Source organism: Vibrio sp. V09_P4A23P171 (assembly GCF_963875615.1).
Taxonomy (GTDB): Bacteria; Pseudomonadota; Gammaproteobacteria; order Enterobacterales; family Vibrionaceae; genus Vibrio; species Vibrio anguillarum.
Genome location: NZ_CAWNMR010000044.1, coordinates 146,899 through 168,637, shown reverse-complemented (window position 1 = coordinate 168,637; position 21,739 = coordinate 146,899). Strand labels below are relative to the sequence as shown.

The 21,739-nt window shown below is 44.2% G+C and carries 17 protein-coding genes; 7 read left to right on the top strand and 10 right to left on the bottom strand.

Annotated elements, in window-relative coordinates:
* Positions 1-190 precede the first annotated feature (190 nt).
* On the top strand, positions 191-1,441 hold the full coding sequence (locus AACT23_RS13060) for an SGNH/GDSL hydrolase family protein (protein ID WP_094126762.1): 1,251 nt from the start codon (positions 191-193) through the stop codon (positions 1,439-1,441).
* A 38-nt stretch (positions 1,442-1,479) separates the two neighbouring features.
* Here the strand turns inward: AACT23_RS13060 and AACT23_RS13055 are convergent, their stop codons facing one another.
* A complete protein-coding gene (locus AACT23_RS13055) occupies positions 1,480-1,935 on the bottom strand; it encodes an Lrp/AsnC family transcriptional regulator (RefSeq protein WP_176428606.1) in 456 nt (151 codons plus the stop codon).
* Positions 1,936-2,084: 149 nt separating this feature from the next.
* Here AACT23_RS13055 and AACT23_RS13050 point away from each other — a divergent pair, with 149 nt between their 5' ends.
* Positions 2,085-3,038, top strand: coding sequence for a DMT family transporter (locus tag AACT23_RS13050; RefSeq protein WP_176428605.1), 954 nt, complete (start codon positions 2,085-2,087; stop codon positions 3,036-3,038).
* On the opposite strand, the gene yegD is transcribed toward AACT23_RS13050, so the two are convergent.
* Together yegD and AACT23_RS13040 are read right to left on the bottom strand one after the other, a co-directional pair.
* Positions 3,029-4,381 carry a molecular chaperone gene (gene yegD / locus AACT23_RS13045; protein ID WP_017045097.1) on the bottom strand — a complete coding sequence of 451 codons (1,353 nt, stop codon included), beginning with the start codon at positions 4,379-4,381 and terminating at the stop codon, positions 3,029-3,031. The two genes, AACT23_RS13050 and yegD, sit on opposite strands and share 10 nt — an antisense overlap.
* Before the next feature lie 107 nt (positions 4,382-4,488).
* Complete coding sequence (locus AACT23_RS13040) at positions 4,489-4,746, bottom strand: hypothetical protein (protein WP_094123828.1); 258 nt, start codon at positions 4,744-4,746, stop codon at positions 4,489-4,491.
* A 345-nt stretch (positions 4,747-5,091) separates the two neighbouring features.
* Here AACT23_RS13040 and emrD point away from each other — a divergent pair, with 345 nt between their 5' ends.
* Positions 5,092-6,297 carry a multidrug efflux MFS transporter EmrD gene (emrD, locus tag AACT23_RS13035; protein ID WP_094126756.1) on the top strand — a complete coding sequence of 402 codons (1,206 nt, stop codon included), beginning with the start codon at positions 5,092-5,094 and terminating at the stop codon, positions 6,295-6,297.
* A gap of 100 nt (positions 6,298-6,397) precedes the next feature.
* Here the strand turns inward: emrD and AACT23_RS13030 are convergent, their stop codons facing one another.
* Positions 6,398-7,366: an ABC transporter substrate-binding protein gene (locus AACT23_RS13030; RefSeq protein WP_094126754.1), complete on the bottom strand. Its 969-nt coding sequence runs from the start codon at positions 7,364-7,366 to the stop codon at positions 6,398-6,400.
* Positions 7,367-7,479: 113 nt separating this feature from the next.
* On the opposite strand from AACT23_RS13030, the gene AACT23_RS13025 reads away from it, so the two are divergent.
* Complete coding sequence (locus AACT23_RS13025) at positions 7,480-9,441, top strand: PAS domain-containing sensor histidine kinase (protein ID WP_231140439.1); 1,962 nt, start codon at positions 7,480-7,482, stop codon at positions 9,439-9,441.
* A 49-nt stretch (positions 9,442-9,490) separates the two neighbouring features.
* Here the strand turns inward: AACT23_RS13025 and AACT23_RS13020 are convergent, their stop codons facing one another.
* Entirely contained in the window at positions 9,491-11,038 is a 1,548-nt protein-coding gene (locus AACT23_RS13020; RefSeq protein WP_094126750.1) for a DUF3369 domain-containing protein, read from the bottom strand.
* 237 nt (positions 11,039-11,275) lie between these two features.
* Positions 11,276-12,118: an AraC family transcriptional regulator gene (locus AACT23_RS13015; RefSeq protein ID WP_029189683.1), complete on the bottom strand. Its 843-nt coding sequence runs from the start codon at positions 12,116-12,118 to the stop codon at positions 11,276-11,278.
* Between the two features lie 94 nt (positions 12,119-12,212).
* Here AACT23_RS13015 and AACT23_RS13010 point away from each other — a divergent pair, with 94 nt between their 5' ends.
* Entirely contained in the window at positions 12,213-13,607 is a 1,395-nt protein-coding gene (locus tag AACT23_RS13010; RefSeq protein ID WP_064626635.1) for an MATE family efflux transporter, read from the top strand.
* A 76-nt stretch (positions 13,608-13,683) separates the two neighbouring features.
* Here the strand turns inward: AACT23_RS13010 and AACT23_RS13005 are convergent, their stop codons facing one another.
* The 3 genes from AACT23_RS13005 to phhA all read right to left on the bottom strand — a co-directional run bounded on the left by AACT23_RS13005 (position 13,684) and on the right by phhA (position 17,441).
* Positions 13,684-16,008, bottom strand: a complete 2,325-nt coding sequence (locus AACT23_RS13005; RefSeq protein ID WP_094126748.1) for a methyl-accepting chemotaxis protein — start codon at positions 16,006-16,008, stop codon at positions 13,684-13,686.
* 316 nt (positions 16,009-16,324) lie between these two features.
* The gene (locus AACT23_RS13000; RefSeq protein WP_017049984.1) at positions 16,325-16,657 is read right to left on the bottom strand and encodes a 4a-hydroxytetrahydrobiopterin dehydratase; all 333 of its coding nucleotides are present in this window, start codon (positions 16,655-16,657) and stop codon (positions 16,325-16,327) included.
* Positions 16,650-17,441, bottom strand: coding sequence for a phenylalanine 4-monooxygenase (phhA, locus tag AACT23_RS12995; RefSeq protein WP_013868427.1), 792 nt, complete (start codon positions 17,439-17,441; stop codon positions 16,650-16,652). The genes AACT23_RS13000 and phhA overlap by 8 nt, the downstream gene beginning before the upstream one ends.
* A gap of 270 nt (positions 17,442-17,711) precedes the next feature.
* Between phhA and AACT23_RS12990 the strand changes: the two genes are divergently transcribed.
* Positions 17,712-19,685: an acetoacetate--CoA ligase gene (locus AACT23_RS12990; RefSeq protein ID WP_176428608.1), complete on the top strand. Its 1,974-nt coding sequence runs from the start codon at positions 17,712-17,714 to the stop codon at positions 19,683-19,685.
* A 133-nt stretch (positions 19,686-19,818) separates the two neighbouring features.
* Positions 19,819-20,754, top strand: coding sequence for a LysR family transcriptional regulator (locus AACT23_RS12985; RefSeq protein WP_094126744.1), 936 nt, complete (start codon positions 19,819-19,821; stop codon positions 20,752-20,754).
* Positions 20,755-21,072: 318 nt separating this feature from the next.
* Here AACT23_RS12985 and AACT23_RS12980 read toward each other — a convergent pair whose 3' ends face one another.
* Positions 21,073-21,654, bottom strand: a complete 582-nt coding sequence (locus tag AACT23_RS12980; RefSeq protein ID WP_255211861.1) for a class I SAM-dependent DNA methyltransferase — start codon at positions 21,652-21,654, stop codon at positions 21,073-21,075.
* Positions 21,655-21,739: the final 85 nt, after the last annotated feature.

Here is a 21,739-nt window from a genome sequence, read left to right as displayed (position 1 = left end):
TTATAAAAAACCTCAGCGTTCGTTTCACTGATAATTCATTATTTGATCTTAATACCAAATAATGTCCAACATAGTCGTTTATTGATTGACGCTTAACACTATAAATTCAAAATAGGTCTGACCAGTTGTTTAATTTCACTTTCGCACTTATTCTTGAGTGAATATGTGCCTAAACCAATAAGAAAAAAATATGAAACTAATAACATTATTGATGACTGCAATATTGCCACTCTCCATGGCGATTGCAGAAAATACGGATACCTCCTCAGAACCAGTTACTGCTTATGGCGTAATGAATACGCAAAATAAGCAAACCTACACTTATGTACGCTGTTGGTATCGACCCGCTGGCAATCATGATGACCCAGCAACGGATTGGGAATGGGCATTGGATGAACAAGGAAATGACTACACCATTAGTGGTTACTGGTGGTCGTCTGTGCGCTTTAAAAATATGTTTTATACCGACACCTCACAATATGAAATAAAACAGCGTTGTGAAGAGACGCTCGGCGTCAGTCACGATTCTGCAGATATTACTTATTTCGCGGCAGACAATAGGTTCTCATACAATCATTCGATCTGGACTAACGATAAACAAAATGCCAAACCCGTCATTAATAAAATGGTGACCATAGGTGACAGCCTTTCGGATACAGGAAATATATTCAATGCGTCACAATGGAAATTTCCCAATCCTAACTCTTGGTTTTTAGGACACTTTTCCAATGGTTTGGTGTGGACAGAGTATTTAGCAAAAATGCACGATTCACCTGTATATAACTGGGCGATTGGCGGTGCCGCAGGGCGTAATCAATATATCGCGCTGACGGGTGTAAACGATCAAGTCCGCTCTTATCTAAATTACATGACAATGGCCAAAAACTACCAGCCAGAAAATACGCTCTTTACCCTTGAATTTGGCTTAAATGACTTTATGAATTACAACCGTGAAGTATATGAAGTCAAAGCAGATTTTAGCAGCGCGATGATTCGTCTTGTGGATTCAGGGGCCAAAAATATTATTCTACTCACCCTGCCCGATGCAACCAAAGCCCCGCAGTTCAAATATTCAACAGCAGAAGAGATAGCGAAAGTCAGCGCTAAGATCACCACTTTCAATGCGTTTATTCAGCAACAAGCACTGTATTATCAGATGCAAGGGGTAAATATCATCCTGTTTGATGCTCATAGCTTGTTTGAAAACCTCACAGCCAATCCACAGCAATACGGCTTTGAAAATGCGACCGATGCATGCCTCAACATCAATCGCAATTCAGCTTTAGATTACTTGTACCGTCATAGCTTAACCAATGATTGCGCTTACCATAGCTCTGACAAATACGTATTTTGGGGCGTCACGCACCCTACCACGGCCATCCATCAATTGATTGCCAACGAAATCAGTAAAAACTCTCTCGCGTCATTTCAATTTGAATAAGCACGTCTGACCCTGAAGACAGCACGCAAGTGCTGTCTCTAAACCCAAATAGGCATCGCGGTAGCGGCTTTCACTTGACGCATGGCGAGGTGGGTATGCATATCTTTTACATTGTTGAGCCGCTGTAACTGACGCGTAAATGCTTCGTACCCTGATAAATTGGCACTAACGACTTCCAACAAGTAATCATACGCACCTGAAACCACATGGCAGCTGATCACCTCTTCCATCTCTTTGATTGCCTCTTCAAAACTATCAATGGAAGCGGCTTGATGGTTATTCAGGCTAACTTCAACAAAAACCGTCATCCCAACCCCGACAGTTTGCCGGCTTAAGCGAGCTTGATAGCCATCAATGATCCCGCTCTCCTCTAATCGTTTCAAGCGTCTTGCGCAGGGAGAAGGTGATAATCCAACCTTTTCCGCAAGCTCTGCGGTGCTTAAGCGTCCCTCTGTTTGTAATAAGGTCAACATGCGGCGGTCTATTCTATCCATTACTCGATCCTTGATTAAATCCACTAACATTTTGCTAATTTATAGCGGATAAGTGCTAAACCATCTAGCAATAAGAGTGAACTTGCCGGATAAAAGTAAGCCGAACCATAGATAATGGTGAGAAACCATCCATTGATGTGAATGAAATTATGATTTATGGCTACCTCGCGATAGGCACCACACTGTTATTATGGTCCGGCTTTTTCCTCTCTTTAAAGGCAGGAGCCAGCGGCCTATTAACCCCTGCGGATATTGCATTAACGCGCTTTTTACTGCCCGCTTTGTTGCTCTCTCCATTGGTTTGGAGAACTCGACATCAATTGCAAAATGTACCTATACGTTACTTAATTGGTCTATTTATTGGCTGTGGATTGCCCTATTTACTAGTGACAAGCCATGCGATGCACTACGTTCCGGTTTCTGATGGTAGCGCGCTTGTTCCGGGCGTGCTGCCGCTGTTTGTCTCGGGTATCGCGGTGTTGCTGTTTAAACAGCCGTTAAGTCGCCATCGAGTCGCTGGGCTGACTTTAGTGGTGGCAGGGGTTGGTATTTTCCTCTATTCAAGTGCCACTGATTTTGAGTCAAACCGTTTGACCGGACATTTGATGTTTTTAACCGGCAGCCTGATGTGGGCAGTGTTTACGATTTGTGCGCGGGTAGCGAATTTGCATGCGCTCGTCAGCGCGGGATGGGTTGCTTTACTTTCTACTATTTTATTGGCCGTTCTAATCGCTTTAGGCATCGTCGATAGCTACTTAGCCACACACTCTTTTGCACACTGGCCGTGGAAAGAACTGGCGGGACACACACTGCTACAAGGTGTCGGGGCGGGGCTCATTGCAGCATTTACCTATTTATATGCAGTTTCAACACTCGGCGCAGAACGCTCCGCGGCCTTTGGCTCTGCAACACCAGTCGTGGCAACCTTGTTGGCGATTCCCGTTTTTGGTGAAATGCCAACGCCTTTGACTTGGATCGGATTAGGGTTGATAAGCTTAGGTAGCTTGGTTGCCAGTAATGTTTTAATGAAACACGATCATTCGCAATATTACCGGCCGCCAACGCATCAAAAACGAAGCGCTAAGCGCTCATATCAGCGATAGCAAATCTCTGCCCAACGAGCCAAACCAGCAGTCACTGAACCAAAGTAGTTACCGCTGACAACGGGTACGTGGGGAAGTTGCTGCTCTACCGCTTGGCGTAATATTGGAGAACGAGCAGATCCGCCCGTCATAAAGATAACATCCGGCTTCACGCCACCTTGTTCAACCGCTTCTTTGACCAATTCCACCATTTTAGCTTTAGGGGATTCAATGGCGTCGATCATTTGCTCACGCTCAATTTGCACTTCGATCTGCTCAGAAAGAAGATCGAGCACCACCTGACATTGCGTAAGATCAGATAGAGCAATTTTTGCCTCTTCTGCACGGCGTACAATTTGATAGCCGAGCGTTTCAAAATAGACTTTCAGCAAACGCGCCAACTTTTCTGGTTGCTGCGCCTCTTTGTGTAGCAATTTCAATGCTGCCAAGTTTTGCTGAGCATAGAAGTCACGTTGCGCTTCCACGTTGTTAATTGCAATCGGGTTCCAAAACTGCGTGATCGGCATATCAATGCCAGAAATGGCTTTACTTCCTAATCCAAAAGAAGACATCAACTGTTTGAAAGCAATATAGATATCAAGATCATTGCCTCCGACCCGTTGGCCACTATGCGCAAGCAAACTCGCGGTGCGGTCGTCACGCCCTCGCCAACTCGGCCCCATTTTTAGCAATGAACAGTCGGTGGTTCCACCACCGATATCAACCACAAGTACGGTTTGATCTTGCACCAGAGTCGCTTCATATTCTAAGCCCGCCGCAACGGGTTCAAACTGAAAACTGATGTGCTGAAAACCGGCGCGTTTCGCCGCACGTTGTAAAATAGATTCCGCTTGTCGATTGGCCTCTTCACCACCTCGGCCATGAAAGTTAATAGGACGACCAATCACAGTATCTTGGATGGTGCGCTGAAGGTGCTGCTCTGCATTATGCTTAATATTGACCATCATGGCGCACACCAAGTCTTCGAAAAAACTGACCTGCACATCACGTAAACCTGCCGCGCCTAGAAATGATTTAGGGGATTTAACGTAATAAATATCGCGCGGATCCTGCAGATAAAGATCGAGCGCCGCTTGGCCAAAGGCAATGTCTTGCGCGGCAAGTTCAATACTCTCTTCTCTATTCACATTGATCGCGCGGCGAAGTACTTGCTCACCAATTTTATCGCTTGGCGTAATATTGTGATGACGGAACAGATGCTCAGAAATGGACTCTCGCGTCGGGGCGCATATTGTCGAAGGAATGTAGTGGCTTTTACCTTCTATGGGTAACAATGTTGGTTGCCCATCTTGCATCATCGCGACAGAACAGTTCGCCGTTCCATAGTCAAAACCAATAAACATCGCTACCTCCTAGCATCAGAAAAAGGCCGGCGATCCTACCTTATGATTTTTACAAATACTATCCCCAAGCTACTTGGAATGTCTGGCGAGAAAAGACATGGATTGGTTTACACAAACCAAGAGACGAAAAAAGACAGCAGCAGGCAGCCCACATAAGCCATTTTAATCACCTTGATATGTCGATAGTGGATAAGACAAGGTGACAAGATAAACAACGGGATCAGGACAAAAATGGGGTTCATACTGAATAGCCAGCTTAACAATACAACAGAAAGTGCATAGTAGAAGAGCCACGAATTTGGAACCGACAACTTTTTGCCAAGTCCCACTATAAATAATAATGCAGCAAGTAAAGGTAACATCATTAATCACACCTTTATGATATTAATTCTCATTTACATTAAATATTAGTCACTGTTCAGCGCAAAAGCAATAGAAAAACTAGGTACATTATCAGACACCAAGAGCCATACCCAACACAGGCATTGGAACCGTCTTTCATTTCTCTTTACCTACCCAAATAATGATTAGTTTTTCTAATTCAAATCATAGATTTTTATCTTGCTCAACTTCACACTTTTAGATTGATAAAAGCGTCTGGCCTCACTAATATCTCGCACCGAAAGAGCGATACTTTTAACGCTGGCCATTAGTTTCATTATTCATATTAATTATATTTCGTAGTTGCACCATTGTGCAGGAGATAGACCATGTCCGCATCGTTTCCGTTAGTGAAACTCACATTTTTAATTGCGATTTTGACCGCTGTCGGCCAAATGACACAAACGATGTACGTCCCGTCCATTGGCCATATGGCGGGAGAATTTTTAGTGTCTCCTGCATCACTGCAGGCGGTCATGGCATGTTATTTAATCCCTTATGGACTATCACAATTTGTCTATGGTCCATTGTCAGACCGCCTAGGACGCAAACCGATTATTATCGCTGGGTTGCTGATTTATATTGCAGGATCGCTACTCGCATTATTTGCTCACCAATACGATTGGTTTTTGGTCGGTAGTTTTATTCAAGGGCTTGGCATTGGGTGTGGTGGCGCAATGTCTCGAACCCTTACTCGAGACTGTTTTTCAGGAGCAGAATTGCATAAAGCCAATAGCCTTATCAGCATGTGCGTTATTTTTTCGCCACTCATTGCTCCTGTTCTTGGTGGGTACTTAACAGAAAGTTTTGGCTGGCGCTCTAGTTACTTATTTTTATCCCTATTCGCGATTGCCGTGGTGATCACTATGATGACGAGTATGGTAGAAACATTGCCTAAAGCGACTCGCAGAAACGAATCGGTTGCAAACAGCTATCGCTATGTGCTGAGTGACAAACGTTTCCAAGGGTATTTAATTTGTCTCGTGGCGACTTTCTCTGGCGTCGCGGTGTTTGAAGCCGCTGCAGGTGTATTACTTGGTGGCGTTTTGCAACTGCCTGCCACCACCGTCAGCTTATTGTTTGTCTTACCGATCCCTGGTTATTTAGTTGGTGCGGCGCTATCGAGTGTTATTGCGTTGAACTTCAACGAAAAAAGCGCCTTGTATGTGGGCTTGGTAGCGATAGCATTAGGTTCATTGGTGGTGTTTGTTCCTGGAGTGTTGGGGCAAACCAGCGCATTGACCCTAATTGGTGGTGCCACTGTCTATTTTCTCGGTGCAGGCATTCTCTTTCCCACAGCGACCACTGGAGCGTTAACACCACTGCCTTACCATGCAGGAACAGGAGGTGCTGTGTTAGGCGGTATGCAAAACCTTGGGGCTGGTTTAGCCACCCTTTTAGCGTCGGCTATTCCAGCGCATGACCAGATGCCACTTGGCGCATTGATGCTGTTGATGTCTGTGTTTGCTGTGGTTGGTTTGATTCGTGTTTACAGTAAACATGATCCATCAAATGAAATGCCATTGGCTGTTTAATAAACTGTAATGAAGAAAAAGCAGACAGGTACCCGCCTCTCTGCTTTTTTATTTTAGACGTAACGTCTGGATTCGACAATTCAATAGAGTTCCATCAAAGTCAGTCAATCTTCATCCATCCTTCCGGTACGCTTAACCCCCAGCGTGACATTTCGCCATGATGATAAATAGCACGCCCTTGCTGGCCGATTTGGATAGGAATGCGGCTTGCGTCTTCATTATTATTTAAAATGCGTAACACTGTCTTGCCCGCCATTTCGCCTTGGTCACGACCCGCTAACACAACACCCCCAGCCGCTTTTCCCGCACCGATCGAAAAATCCCAAAAACCAAATAAAGGAACCTCTGTATGTTGGTTTGTCCACGTTAATACAGTATCCGCTGGCACATTATTTTCGCTCTTATCGACCAAGGTTTGGTAAAGCCCCACGACTATGGCGCCAAATCCTTGCTCTTTAGCTGTGCTTATTCTTGTCTGCCATTCTTTCTCTGTCGCCACCGAAGCTATCTCTGTCTCAATGCCTAAATTCTTTTCAATCATACTCGCTTGGGTTTGCATAAATTCCAACGCAATACTCGCCGTACTACCCGAATCAAATAACACCAATACTTTACGCTTATCTTTATCGAGCATCCGGCCAATTTCTCCCATGGTTTTCACATAGAGGGGGCGCTCTAAAATACCAGTCACTTTGGCTTGCCCTTGGTATTGAGCCATGAATTTTCGTGGGTTGGAATTAATCCCCAGAAACACGATTGAGATTGGCTCGTTGTAGAGTTTCGGCAGCATATAAACCAACGCATTGTCGTCACCTAAAACCACCACCTGTGGTTTCAGTTGCTGATATCGGCTAAAGGCTTGTTCGGCGATTTGTGAATAACGGCTCGCTGGTACCCGTTTGGTGTCCATCTCAAAGGTATGCAGTTCATGCGCAGGCGTTAACGACTGCTTAAGGGCGGATACATAGCTAGCGTCCCATTCATAACCTTGCTCGTAGCTCTCTATTAAGAGTACTTTTCCCGCCATAACGGGCACACTTATAAAACACAATATCCATATCCAACGCATGAACTGCCTCCAATGATTCGGCTATTTTTTTATAGTGTAGTCAATAAGATGTTATTCACACTTCCCATGTGACATCTATACTCAAATTATCACTCAAAAAAATGAGAAGCAGGATGAACAAAAGCCGAACATTTAATGAAAGCATTGATAACCCACTATCGAGTCGTATTGGTCGCAGGATCATTTTTTTTCTTGTCATTTTGAGTGGGGCTGTCACCCTGATGACAACGTTAGCACAAACATATTTCGACTATGACAGGGAGTTCGATGATGTGGCTCAGCGTCATCACGAAATAGAATTCGTTCATGCCGAATTGCTTGCCGCTTCTTTATGGAATTATGATCTCTTAACACTTCAACAACGTTTAGATGGCTTAGTGAATTTACCTAAAATTAATTATTTGGAAGTCACATCTGACAGCTATCAGTTCAGTGCGGGGGAAAAAGTGACGGAGCAATTAGTCGCACACCGTTATCCCATGCTTTATATCAACCCAAAAACGGAAGCCAAAGAGCAGATTGGTGAGATCTACGTTGAGTCTAATGCCCAAGAAATCTACAACTACTTAATCAAGCAGTTTCTACTGATATTGGTCGTGAACGCGATTAAGACTGCCTTTATTTGTTACGCTATTTTGATGATTTTCCATGAGAGCGTAAATCGACGAGTCTTCGCCATTGCTCAATACTTACGCAAATACAACCCTCGCCATCCGCCAAAACCACTAAAACTTCCTCATAAGAAATGGATTATGGGGCATAACGATGAACTCACTTGGCTGGCCGATGAAACTAATAAAATCACCGGAAATGTAACTACGTTGTACAGCAATATAAAACTTGAACAAGAACGATTAGCCGATTTTACGGACGTCTCATCAGACTGGTTATGGGAGACGGATAGTACTGACAGGTTGATTTACACTTCCGAATCCATGCGTCAAGCTTTAGAGATCAGTGAAAATAGCAAGCCACTACTTTCAGAGGTTGACTCACTGAGAGATATGAAAAAATTACTCCAATCCATTACTAAACACTGCTCATTTTCAATGTGTGAAGAGACGATTATCATCAATGATTGTAAGCACTATCTGATGTTTCAAGCGGTAGCACGCTATGAGGAGGATATGTTTCTCGGGTTACGGGGCACTGCCATTAATATTACCGAGCTAAAACTGGCTCAGCTTGAACTACAAAAACTCAACCAAAACTTAGAGCGTCAAGTCGCCAAACGAACCTGCGATCTGGAAAACAGTATTGAGCAACTAAAAGCCACGCAAACACAGTTGATTGAATCTGAGAAATTAGCGGCTTTAGGTGGTTTAGTTGCAGGGGTGGCACATGAAGTCAACACGCCATTGGGTATCGCGGTGACCGCAAGTTCGGTAATCATTGAGGTCACACAAGAGCTAAATACCGCCTTCGCCAACCAAACGCTTACAAGCCAGCAGTTTTCTGAATTGATGCAGAGAATGAATGAAACCAATACGATGCTTGAAAGCAACTTAAATCGTGCTGCCAAACTGATCCGAGACTTTAAACAAACAGCGGTCGATCAGGTATCTGAGAGTCGTAGTCAATTCTCGATCCACCAAGTATTAAGCGCGTTGATCGCTAGCCTACATCCTGAAACTAGGAAAATTCCAGTCATCCCACAACTAGAGGGAGATGTCGGACTCACAATGAATAGCTTACCAGGCGTCCTCACTCAAATTGTCTCGAACTTAGTCATGAATAGCGTCAACCACGCTTTTAGTGATGAGAAAAACCCCATAATAACCATTGCGTTCCAACAGGAAGGAGAGAATATCCTCTTAGAATATAAAGATAATGGTTGTGGTGTTGAACCTAAACTGCACCATAAAATCTTTGAGCCATTCTTTACCAGCAAAAGAGGTAGAGGAGGATCCGGTCTTGGCTTAAATCTTGTGTTCAACCTTGCCACTCAGAAATTGAAGGGGAAACTTCAATTTAATTCCAATGTGGGTCAAGGTGTACATTACGTCTTTACTCTACCCAAAGCACTTGAACTCAGCGAGGTCACACTGAGTTCCGATCAAAAGAAAAGGCATTAAAGATGCCAATCAATCGTTGCATTGTCGACAAGCAAGATGGAGAAATTTATTAATCTGGGTGTTGATCTCGAATGGCAATGAAATCATCCCAATGCGCCAGCATCAGATCGACTAACATCGGATCAAAATGTTTTCCTTTTTGCACAACAATTTCTTGCTTGATCGCCTCTTCCGGCCAAGCATCTTTATAACTGCGTTTAGAACCAAGAGCATCAAACACATCGGCTAATGCGGTGATTCTGCCACTGATAGGAATACCTTCACCAGCTAATTGGTTTGGGTAACCGCTTCCATCCCATTTTTCATGGTGAGAACCGGCAATCTCTTTCGCTTTGATAATTAAACTGCGTTTTGAACGACTTAAGATATCAACACCGTATTCAACATGTTTTTGCATGATCTCCCATTCTTGAGCGTCCAATTTCCCTGGTTTATGAAGAATACTATCAGGGATCGCCACTTTACCTACATCGTGCAGGGGTGACGCATTTTTAATCATATAAATATCCTGCTCAGGTAGGGTCATTAATGTGGCTAATTTTTCACAGATCAGAGAAACACGCTGTACGTGAGCCCCTGTTTCTTTGCTTCTGGCTTCGACGGCATTGGCTAAGTTATAAACAAGCTCCCTCGATGTTTCGCGTAAATCAAGCTGTAAGTTCAAGTTCTCAAAAGTCAGCCCAATATTATGCATATAGATTTCAAGTAGACGTTCATCGTTTTCAGACAAGCGCTCAAGTAAATTGATATAGAGTAGATTCTCTACGCCACGGCTGTCTGTCATATACAGTACAGAAGCATCATCATAGCTATGAGACATTTTGGTCTGCAAAGCAAGAAGACAACGCTTAGCCACTTCCGAAGGTAAGCGCGAGAAATCACAGTCAGAATAAAAATCGACAAATCCTCCAATAGCCGCCAACGTTAAAGCACACGAACCTTCGCCTTCAGATTTAGGCTGAACGATACAATAAAATGCCGATGCATGGAGTTTAAGTAAAGAAGTGAGCTGGCTCAGTACCGATTCAGCATAGGCTTGCAAGGTGGTAGTATTTTGTACCTTGGCAGAGGCTTCAATGACGCGTTTAAGCCCCTCTTTTTGCTCTTCTATCAAACAGAGATCCCGATAAGATCGCAACATCGAATAGAGCAGGGTTCTGAGTTTTTGTGTGGTAAGTTCTGTTTTCTCTTTATAGTCATCGATTTCATACTCTTGGATGACCGTATCTTCAGGGGCTTGTCCTGCTTGACCCGTGCGCAGCACTAAACGAATAATTTTATTCCTACACTCCTCACGAATATATTTTACCAATTCCAAGCCTGCACTTTCGGTCTCCATGACAACATCGACTAATGCCAACGCAATATCTTGCTTTGTTCTGATGAGCTCTTTGGCTTCAATGCCAGACATGGCAGACAAGAGCTCTAGCGGTCGTCCTTGAAATGAAAAACCTCTTAGTGCTAAACGAGTGATCTGGTGCATCTGCTCATCATCATCCACCAGCAGTACTCGCCATGGCTTATTTTCAACACTAAGTTCATGACTCTCTTCACTCTTTGGTTGAGTCTCTTGTCGAAAATCCGCAAACAGATCCATCGCTTATCTCTCTATATTGACAATATTCCTACTCTTATAGGTTTAGCACATAACCGTTTTGTTGGTGGTTAGAATCTAATTAATGTGATGAATAAATTGATTTTTACAAGCCATATACTCAATGATATTGATATTTCAATCACCTTCATAAGCCGTGCTCGAAGTGCAATAATTTCATCGCGTTTAGTAGATAAAAAAGTTTATGAATGAAGAGTGCCATTTACCAATGCCGTGGAATTAATCATTTCGTTTTTTACGAAATTCTCGTGGTGTGCAATGGCTCCATACCTTAAAACGAGTACTAAAGTTTGCTGGGTTAGGATAGCCGACAATGTCACCGACATGTTGGATTGGCCAGTCGGTAGAAACAAGCAAACGAGCGGCGTACTCCATACGCATTCGCGTTAAGTGGGCTTTAGGACTGTGGCCAAAGTGCTGCTGACATAAACGATGTAAATGAGCTTGCGAGCAAGGAAATAATGCGGCGAGATTTTCTATTGTCCAATCTTTATGCAGCTGGCTCTGGACACGCTGAAAGACGCGATTTAAACGCAACAAAGTACGCGAGAGCGGCAGTTCAATCGGTGCTCGGAGCATGATTTCTATCTGTTCAACAATGCGTTGCCCGACCTGCTCACCAAGCTCAGCAGGCAATGTTAAGGTTCGCAGTAGCGCTTGAATACTCGCATACATGACCGCAGCGATAGGCGTTAATGTGTAATGTATTTCTTCTTTTACGGTGTTTTTCCAATGACGCTGTGGTGCAAGAAAGATCCACACCACTTGCCACTCTTCTTCTTCAATTCCAAAACCATTTTCGACACCCGCTGGTACCACAATTAATGAGCTCGGTTCCAGTAAGTAACTGTCAGTTCCACTCGTTAGCCAACCTTTGCCCTTCACTGTGTACAACAGCATATGCACGCTCTGATTTTTCCGATAAACAGAAAACATTTCGCGGCAGGTTGCAATTCCGCATTGCACAATGCCGCTTTGCTCCAATGCTAAGACGCGACTTTGGTCAATAAATTCTTGATGTGTTTTATCTGAGATGGAATACCGTTCTTGCTTGTCTGACATATGAGAGTTTGGCAAAAGTTATAGAGGTATTGAGAGAATACAAAAATTACGATTCGATTTACACTTGCCGCATATCAAAATGAGGTAATGCACCATGTTTATGACTCCCTTTCATCAGCTAGACCGTCAATTTTGGCGCAAATTGATCGATATTGGCGTACCAGTATCCCTCCAGTCAATGCTGTTTTCACTGTTAGGTGTAGTGGATATTTTTATGGTCAGCCAATTAGGTGAATCCGCTACGGCGGCCGTTGGTGTTGGCAACCGAATATTTTTCTTTAATCTCATCGTTATTGTTGGCGCTAGCGGTGCAGTAAGCGTGTTAGCTTCGCAATATTTTGGTGCAGGTAACATCGAGGGCATAAAACGGACATTGGCTCAGTCTTGGATAGTGGCTCTGCTGTTTACACTCCCCTTTATGCTGCTCTATTTGTGGATACCTCAGTCTGTTGTTTCTTTAGTGGCCAATGATGCTCAATACGTCACACTAGCCACGGATTATTTATGGATCACAGCACTTAGCTTATTTTGTACCGCATTAGTAGTGCCACTAGAGAGCGCACTACGTTCTGTCGGCGTGGCAAAGTTGCCAACTCAAGTAAGCATTCTCGCCATCATTATTAACGCAGTCTTAAACGCTTTACTCATCTTTGGCCTGTTCGGCTTTCCAGAATTGGGGGTTGTGGGTGCAGCGATTGGCACAAGCATCTCACGCGGCTGTCAAACCATGCTGCTTTTTTGGCAAGTAAAGCGACATTACGCTCATCTATTGCCCAATCGCGAAAACTGGCAGCAAGCAAAAATGAAACACCATAGACAGCGCTATTTTAAAGTCGCAAGGCCAATGATTATTCACGATTCAGCATGGGCGGCTGGCATTTTAATTTACAACGTTATTGTCGGTCAGTTGGGCGTTTCTGAACTTGCGATTATCTCACTGCTTTCTCCCATTGAAAGTGTACTCATTTCCGCCTTTCTTGGATTTGCCGTGGCCGCCTCTATCTTGCTTGGACATGAAATTGGTGCACAGCGTTACGAACGTGCCGCGCAGACTTCTTGGTGGTATGTACTTACTAGCTGCGGGCTAGCGTTGCTGCTGGCATTGTTCTGCTTTTTGGCTGAACCTTGGATTTACGCTTTGATCGAAAAAAGTCCACTGCATGATACACAAATGGCTGTGAATGTTTGCTTAGTAATGGCGTTTGGGATGGTACTACGGGTATTTAATATGGTCGGTATCGGTGGCGTGTTAAAAAGTGGCGGCGATATTAACTACAGTATTTTCATTGACTTATTTGGCCAATGGGCGATTGGCATTCCGTTGGCTTATTACACAGGGTTGGTTCTTGGCTGGCCTTTGCATTGGGTTATGATGGTTATTATGCTTGAAGAGGCCGTCAAAATTATCCTTACAACACAACGGATCTATTCCAAACGTTGGATCAATAACTTGGTCAACGAGACAGAGCCTTCAACGCTCCAAGCATAGTTAAACTGAGTATAACTCTATGCTTGGAGCGAACGTAACCAACACAGTTGCTGATTAAGTAGGAAATGTCTTAGCGTTACGACTTATATTTGAACTGAGCAATCTCACTATTTAGTGTCTCTGCTTGCCCAGAAAGGTCGGTAAGCACTCCATCAACATCATTCACTTGTCCAGAAACCGACAGTGAAGCATCGGCAATCGAAGTAATGCTACTGCTGATTTCATCCGTTACTGATTTTTGCTCTTCTGTCGCGGCAGCAATTTGCACATTCATGTCATTCAGTTCGGTTAACATTGACATGATTTGAGCAAGCATATCCGTATTCAAATGGCAGGTTTCAACCCCTTTCACCACGGTTTTATTGGCCTTTTCAATTCCCTGCGACACACTGTTTATTTCATGTTGTAGCGAATCGATTTTTTTACGGATCTCTTCAGTAGAAGTCTGCGTGCGCCCTGCTAATGATCGCACTTCATCGGCAACGACCGCAAAACCACGCCCCTGCTCGCCAGCACGTGCTGCTTCAATCGCCGCATTAAGGGCCAGTAAGTTGGTCTGCTCGGCGATACCTTGGATAACATCAAGCACTTCAGCAATAGAATTACTTTCACTATGGAGCCGCTCAATAGCTTCCACCGCCATCTTCATCTCATCGCTCAACAAACTGATTTCATTTCCCAACGCTTCCCCGACGTCGACACTTTGTGACCCTGTATCATTAGCTGATTTCACATAATCGGCAGCTCGGCTAGCAAACTGCGCTACCTCGCCAATTGAAGCACTCATTTGATTTACCGCCGCCGCGACCGATTCTGTTCTCATACTCTGCTCGGCAACAGCGCCTCGCGTGCTCTCCATATTGGAAGACATACGATGAGTGCTGCCGTTGAGTGACTCCGTCGCCCGCGCAAACTGCTCAATAGTTTTCTGTAAGCTGCTAAATAGCTGGTTAAAGGCAACCGCAACTTCCGCCATTTCATCTTTACCCTTTTCACTTAAACGCGCGGTTAAATCATTCTCCTGATTAATCCGATGCAGCTCTAACGACGCACTGCGGATAGGTTTGGATATACCACTTCCTACGACGTAAGAAATAAAGAGTGAGAGCACCACAAGAACAGCAATGCTAATCAACACCGTCTGCAGTACTGAACGCTCTAAAGTCGAGACATCTTGTAACGCCTCAGATTGATCGATTTCAGTTAATATAGCCCATTTTTGTCCCAAAACATCCAGAGGTGCGTAGGCCGAAAGTACTTCAACATTGCGATAGTCTTTGATGGTTTCTAGGCCTTGTCCACCCGCCAATGCCTGTCGTACCGCTTCGGTCTTGATGCGTTGGCGTCCAATGGCCGAACCCTTGGTTTTGATTTGCTCAATGGTGGCAGGCTCAACACCAATATCAGTTAAGGTTTGAAAGTATTGCTCAGGATCTTCTAATAAAAACCGTGATTGACTGCGCAATAAACCATCTTGCCCCACAAGGTAAGTTTCTCCACTTTTACCGAGCCCCGCATCAGCCCAGCTACCGCCAAATGTCATGATGTTGTTGATCACATCGATCGGCATCTGAAAGATCAGCGTGCCTACCCGCTGTTGTTCTTTGAAAATTGGGGCCGAAATAAACGAAGCCGCTGCCTCATAGGAAGGATAATAAGGTGCAAAATCTTCGAGGTAGGATTGCCCCTCTTGCAAATTTTTCGCCTTAGCAAATGCATGGCCTAACCCCGAATTTTGATATGCGCCAGTTGATAAATTGGTCGCAAAATCCAGTTCTTTAAACACGGTATAAACCACGTTGCCTGACAAATCGACAAGGAAAATATCGTAATAGCCAAACGCTTCTAAAAATCGCCTAAATGAGGCGTGATAACGCCGGTGAGCTTCATCATAGCTGCTGCCCAATGAATCAAAATCCAAGTGATGTTTGGATCCAAGCTCGTTAGGGTTTACGCCGATGTAGCGAGCCTGCAGTGCTTTTCCCTGCTCTGAAAGCTGTGCAAACGCACCAAGTTCATTTGGCTGACTGCCACTGTTTTCCTGACGGTAAGTACGACCAAACTGATCACGATAATACCGTTCTAACGCATCCATATCTTGGGGCGTTATACGGTGGGCAGGATAACGAGAGAACGAACGAGTAAAAGAATCCATTGCTTCTTGAGTCGATACCTCGGAAGACAAGGTCTCAATTTGCAGACGGATCTGTTTGAAATAGTTAGTTATTTCACTCTTTTTGATTTCGCGTACGGAGGTAAGTTGATTTGCGGCTCGGTCATAAAGTGCTTGGCTTGAGAGCTCTGATGCTCGCCACCCAACAAAACCACCGCTGATTACCACGCCAACTGAACACAAGATAGTACATGCCGCAATGATTTTCGTTGATATTTTCATAGTCAAACCCTACGCATAGAAATGAACAACTTTTTGTAAAGCCATCGTCGCCCCCAGCCACTGGGTTTATATGAAATTTGTATTATGAGCTTTTCAAAGTGTAGGTCACGGTTTGGCTTTTGCGTAGAAAAACGACCGGATACATCCAAACAACTTGTTGAAGTTGCAGGTAGGCGGTAAGTGAGCTCATCCCCATGAGCACAAGTAAACTCTATGCTGAGGTGAGCAAACGTAGCCAGCACTGCTGCAGCTTCAAGTGCACAACGAAGGGAAAATAACTATCAGGTCGAGATCTAAACCTAACACATTGATAGTATTAATTTTAATCGATTAATCCATCACATTTTGCGGCGCAGATAAAATCGTTTTTGTGCAATCCTTTGATGGAATGGCTCCACCAAGTCACGGTCACTTTTCCCCACTCTAATAACAAACTGGGGTGGTGGAATTCCGCTTCAGCTAATTGAGCAACTTGGTTAGAAAATGCCCACGCCAACTTGAAGTTTTTGAACACATACACTTTTTCCAACTGGGGAATGCCATCACGTACAACAATAGACCACCCCTCAAGTTCAGTGAGTAGTTGCTGCTGCTCGGGGATCGATAATGCTAACGCATCAAGGCTACAAGCTTCACAACGTAATTCTTCAAGCATGGGTCTCTTCCTTGGGTTGAAATAAGGGGGCCAACAAGCCTGCCTGCATGGCACTTTCTACCTGCTGTACAAGATTTTCTTGGCTCAAATGGTACAGATCTCGTAGATCATCCAACACATAATAAATGGGTTGCATGATATCAATACGATATGGCGTTCTCAGCACTTGTTGGATGTCAAATTTTTCACGTATGGCCGTTTGATTATCAAGGCTATACACAGTTTCAGCAGGGGAGGATAAAATACCTCCGCCATAGATTTTTACACCGTCACTTTCTTGCACTAAACCAAATTCGACCGTAAACCAATAGAGCCGCGCCAAATAAGCTCTCTGTTTTGGGCTCGCGTTAGCCCCAAGCTTGCCGTAAACCTGAGTAAATGATGCAAAATCAGGATGAGTAAGCATCGCGCAATGACCAAAAATCTCATGAAAAAAATCCGGTTCTTGCAAATAGTCAAACTCTTCACGGCTACGCAAAAACGTGGCAACTGGAAATTTTTTCTCTGCCAACAAGGCGAAAAATCGATCGAAATTAATTAAAGCGGGCACCGGCTCGACTTGCCATCCGGTTTCACGTTGCAAAATACGGTTGATATCGGGCAACTGAGGAACCTGATCTTTAGAGAGTTGCAGCATCGCTAACCCATCCAAATAGGCTTGGCATGCTCGCTGCTCAATGACGGTCTCTTGACGCGCGATCAGATCATACCAAATCCGATCCTCTTCGTTACTCCAGTCAATGAAACCTTTGCTATTTAATGGCTTAGAATGATACTGCGTCATACCACAACCTTTTAACAAACCGATTACATTAAGCCTATCGCCTCGTGAAAAGTCTGCCAATCTTAGGCTCGACATCTGGCGACGCTCGCGCGTAACAAATATTTTACATTTATGTTTTTTTTACTTAGATATCAGGGATATGATTATGGCAAACCCGTTTGACTTTACGGCGTTCGCCGACAACACTAAACAGTGCCAACAGATCAGAAAATAAACGGATATATACCCACTTGTAGGGTTGTAGGGAACGCGATTATGTTTGAAGAAAATTTGACGCCGCACACACCGCTTTGGGTCCCTAGCCAAGACCGCATCAAAGCGTCCAATTTAAACCAGTTTATTGAGCACATTAATATGCAAGGTGAGGCGATAGAAAGCTACTCACAACTGCATCTCTGGTCCGTTGCCGAGAGAAAACAATTTTGGTTAGAAGTGTGGCAATTTTGCGATGTGATCGGCTTTCGTGGTAACTGCATTTACGGTGAGGGGATTGCGAGATGGGACGACTTCACCGCCGCCAGAGACACAATTTGGTTTCCCCAAGCACAATTGAACTACGCGGAAAATCTGCTCTCTTATGCGTTTCAACAACCGGAAGGCATTGCCGTTTGGTTTAAAAATGAAAATGGGCAAAACAAGAAACTAACATGGCAGCAACTCAGTGATCAGGTTTCTATTATCCAGCAGTGGTTAAAACAAAATGGAGTTGAAAAAGGTGATGTTGTCGCCGGTTACTTACCCTATATGACCGAAACTTTAGTGGCTATGTTAGCGACTACTAGCTTAGGAGCCGTTTGGACATCAACCTCTCCTGATTTCGGAGTCGACAGCGTAGTAGAACGTTTCGGCCAAGTACAACCCAAAATTTTATTCTGCTGCAATGGGTATACGTTTAATGGCAAAACCCATCTCATGGAAGAAAAAAATGGTCAGATTGCCGATGCTATTTCGAGCCTACACAACATTTGTCAGATCGAATATTTACAGCAACGCTCACTCACGGCTGATTTTAACGACGCTTTTTCTGATTGGAATGCGATTCTCGCAAGTTACCTTCCACGTGGGCTACGCTATGAACGCATTGGCTTCAATGACCCACTGTTTATCTTGTACTCATCAGGTACGACAGGTAAACCCAAATGCATCGCCCATTCGGTTGGCGGTACGATTTTAAATCATCTCAAAGAGCATCAATTACACTGTGATATTCAACCGGGCGATCGTGTGTTTTATTACACCACTTGTGGGTGGATGATGTGGAACTGGCATGTTTCGGCGCTCGCTAGCGGTGCTACGTTGGTTATTTATGATGGTAGCCCAATTTATCCGCAACCGGGTGTATTGTGGGATTTGGCAGAAGAAGCCAACATCACTTTGTTCGGTACATCGGCCAAATATTTAGAGGCACTGCAAAAAACCGCGTATTCACCGAGCGATTACTACCCTCTCTCCTCACTGAAAACATTATGTTCAACAGGTTCGGTTTTGTACCCAAAACAGTTTGATTATGTATACGCCAACATAAAAGCGGACTTACACCTCGCCTCTATCTCGGGTGGAACCGATATTTGTGGCTGCTTCGTGCTTGGCAACCCCATATCGCCGGTGTATCGAGGAGAATGCCAAGGCGCAGGCTTAGGACTTGATGTCGCCGTATTTAACGACCTTGGTCAACCCGTGATACAACAACGGGGAGAGTTAGTCTGCTGCAACAGTTTCCCTAATCAACCCATCGGGTTTTGGCATGACGATGGCCAACGTTATCACGATGCGTATTGGAGCAAGTTCTCTGGTGTATGGCATCACGGTGATGAAGTTGAGTGGACCGACAATGGTGGAATACGTTTTTACGGGCGCAGTGACACCACCTTAAACCCTGGAGGCGTGCGTATCGGCACGGCGGAAATTTATCAGCAAGTGAATAGCTTTCCTGAAATACAAGATTCGGTCGCAGTGGGTCAGAAAATCGATAATGATGAGCAGATCATCCTTTTTGTACAACTGGCTCCACAGTGCGAACTCAACACCCTACTGGTGAACACCATCAAACAGCGCCTAAGAGAAAACTGCTCCCCTCGTCATGTACCTGCGCAGATCCATTCCATCAGTGATGTCCCGCGCACCAAATCCGGAAAACTGGTAGAACTCGCGGTGAAGCAACTACTTCATGGCGAGACAGTCAAAAACTTAGGTGCCATTGCCAATCCTCATGTATTAGAAGAAATCCACGCGCTGTTTACATAAACACGATTCTCGAAATAAAAGGCGATGGAAGTTGATGTAGGTACATAGCGGTAAATATTTCGGCAGCTTGTCAAATAACCCGCATCTTTTCGTGTAATTTGTCAGTATGTCAGTGATATGCTTTTGAAAAAGTTTGGAGGAACCGCCTTTATTTATGGATTATATTCACCTTTCAAGAATCAGTTTAAAACACTTAACAGCGCTACACGTCATGCTCAGTACCCGCAGCGTCACGCAGACAGCAGCCCAGCTCTGCATTAGCCCTTCAAGCATCAGTAAAAACTTGTCGCAATTGCGCATTCTCTTGGAAGATGAACTATTTTATCGTGACGGTACACATTTGATACCTACCCCTTTCGCGCTACAAATGGGCCCCACTGTCCATTCAATCCTCTCTAGCATGAATGGATTGCTGCATCACTCAAATTTCGAACCTCAACATTATCAGGGGAAATACCACCTTGCGATGCGAGAAAGTGCCTTTGAGTTGTTTGCTCCTATTTTGACAAACGTAATAAAAAATCATGCACCGCAAGCTTCCTTTACTATCTACTCGAAAGATCACTATGGCTTCGATGCCCTGCAAAGCGGGCTGATTGATTTCGTTATTTTGCCACACGATATCAGCCAGCCCCCAACGCGAGATAAAGAACTCGTGTGGGAAGTGATTGCTCACGATGAAATGGTCTGCTTAATGCGTAGTGATCATGCTTTAGCCAATGAAGTACTCACTATCGATCACTACCTTGCTCAATCGCATATCGGCATCATGGACAAAGAGCTGGCTGAACCTTTTTTTGAACAGAATTTAGCTCAATCTCATCGAGCTCGTCATGTTCCGGTTGTTGTTGCTGACTTTGGTGCGGCCGCCATCTTATGCAAGCATACTGACTCACTCTTTACTTGCTCCAAACGCTGGGCGGAACAAGCGATGCAAGCTAAGGGATTGCTCGTCAAACCGTTACCTTTCAATTATGGGAAAGTGGCTTACAGCTTAGTGTGGAATAAGCCCAGTATGAACGACCAAGCTTTGAAATGGTTGTGTGATCAGCTCAAAAAACCACACTGATGTTTGTGAATCAACATTGAAAATTTAGCTCAATGCTCAAAATAAAGTAGCTCAATGCTTAAAATAAAGAAGGCCAGCACTATTTTGCGCTGGCCTTCTTTATTTATCTTCTGATGTGCTTTTATTTTTGCTTAACCCTAGCCATGAGTTATCAGTCAACAAACAGAATTATTCGTGATCAATGCCTTATAGTCTTCTAGGGAGTGACTATCATGACACTTATCAACAAGCTAGAGCTTACGCAAGTTGGTCATTATGGAACAGTGAAATAATGTAAATAAGCCATTCTCAATCTGGAAAACCATCGACTTTATGATGTTATTTCCTACCAATGCCCATCACTACTGGCGCTAGACCTTTTGAATTTTTAATCTTAAACGCAACTGCGGTTTCCACTTGGCTAAAACCTGCGCTTTTCAGTTGTGTCTCAATTTGGTTTTGGCTAAGACCATAGTCAGGATCATCTTCTTCAACCAACCAGTCCCAATGAATAAAAACGCCATGCTCATCTAATAGAGAATGAATGATGGTAAATACTTCATTAAGATTCGGCACAAACGCGCACACAGATGACGCCACAACAAGATCGAATTGTTTGCGAAAGGCAGGATGTTGCGCGACTAGACCACGGGTCAGAAAATCAACCACGGGTTCAACGTTGACCAACTCTTTTTTATCCAACTCTTCAATCATGGCCTCAGAGCCATCGAGCGCGACAATATCTCTGGCATGGCGAGACATCATTTGGCTCAGCAAGCCCGTACCACACCCGAAATCAAGAACATGTTTACCTTCGAGAGTGACCCGTTTCTGCAATTGCTGAAACACATTTTGAGCAAAAAGCGTTGTGGATTCGTCCTGCTCCCACTGAGCCGCACACTCATCCCATTCGTTCGCCATCATGGCCTCCGTGTTACTTCTTGTATTGGGGAAATTTTCCCAAGAATAAACCAAAACTGTGTTACGTTCATAGAGTTACAGCTCA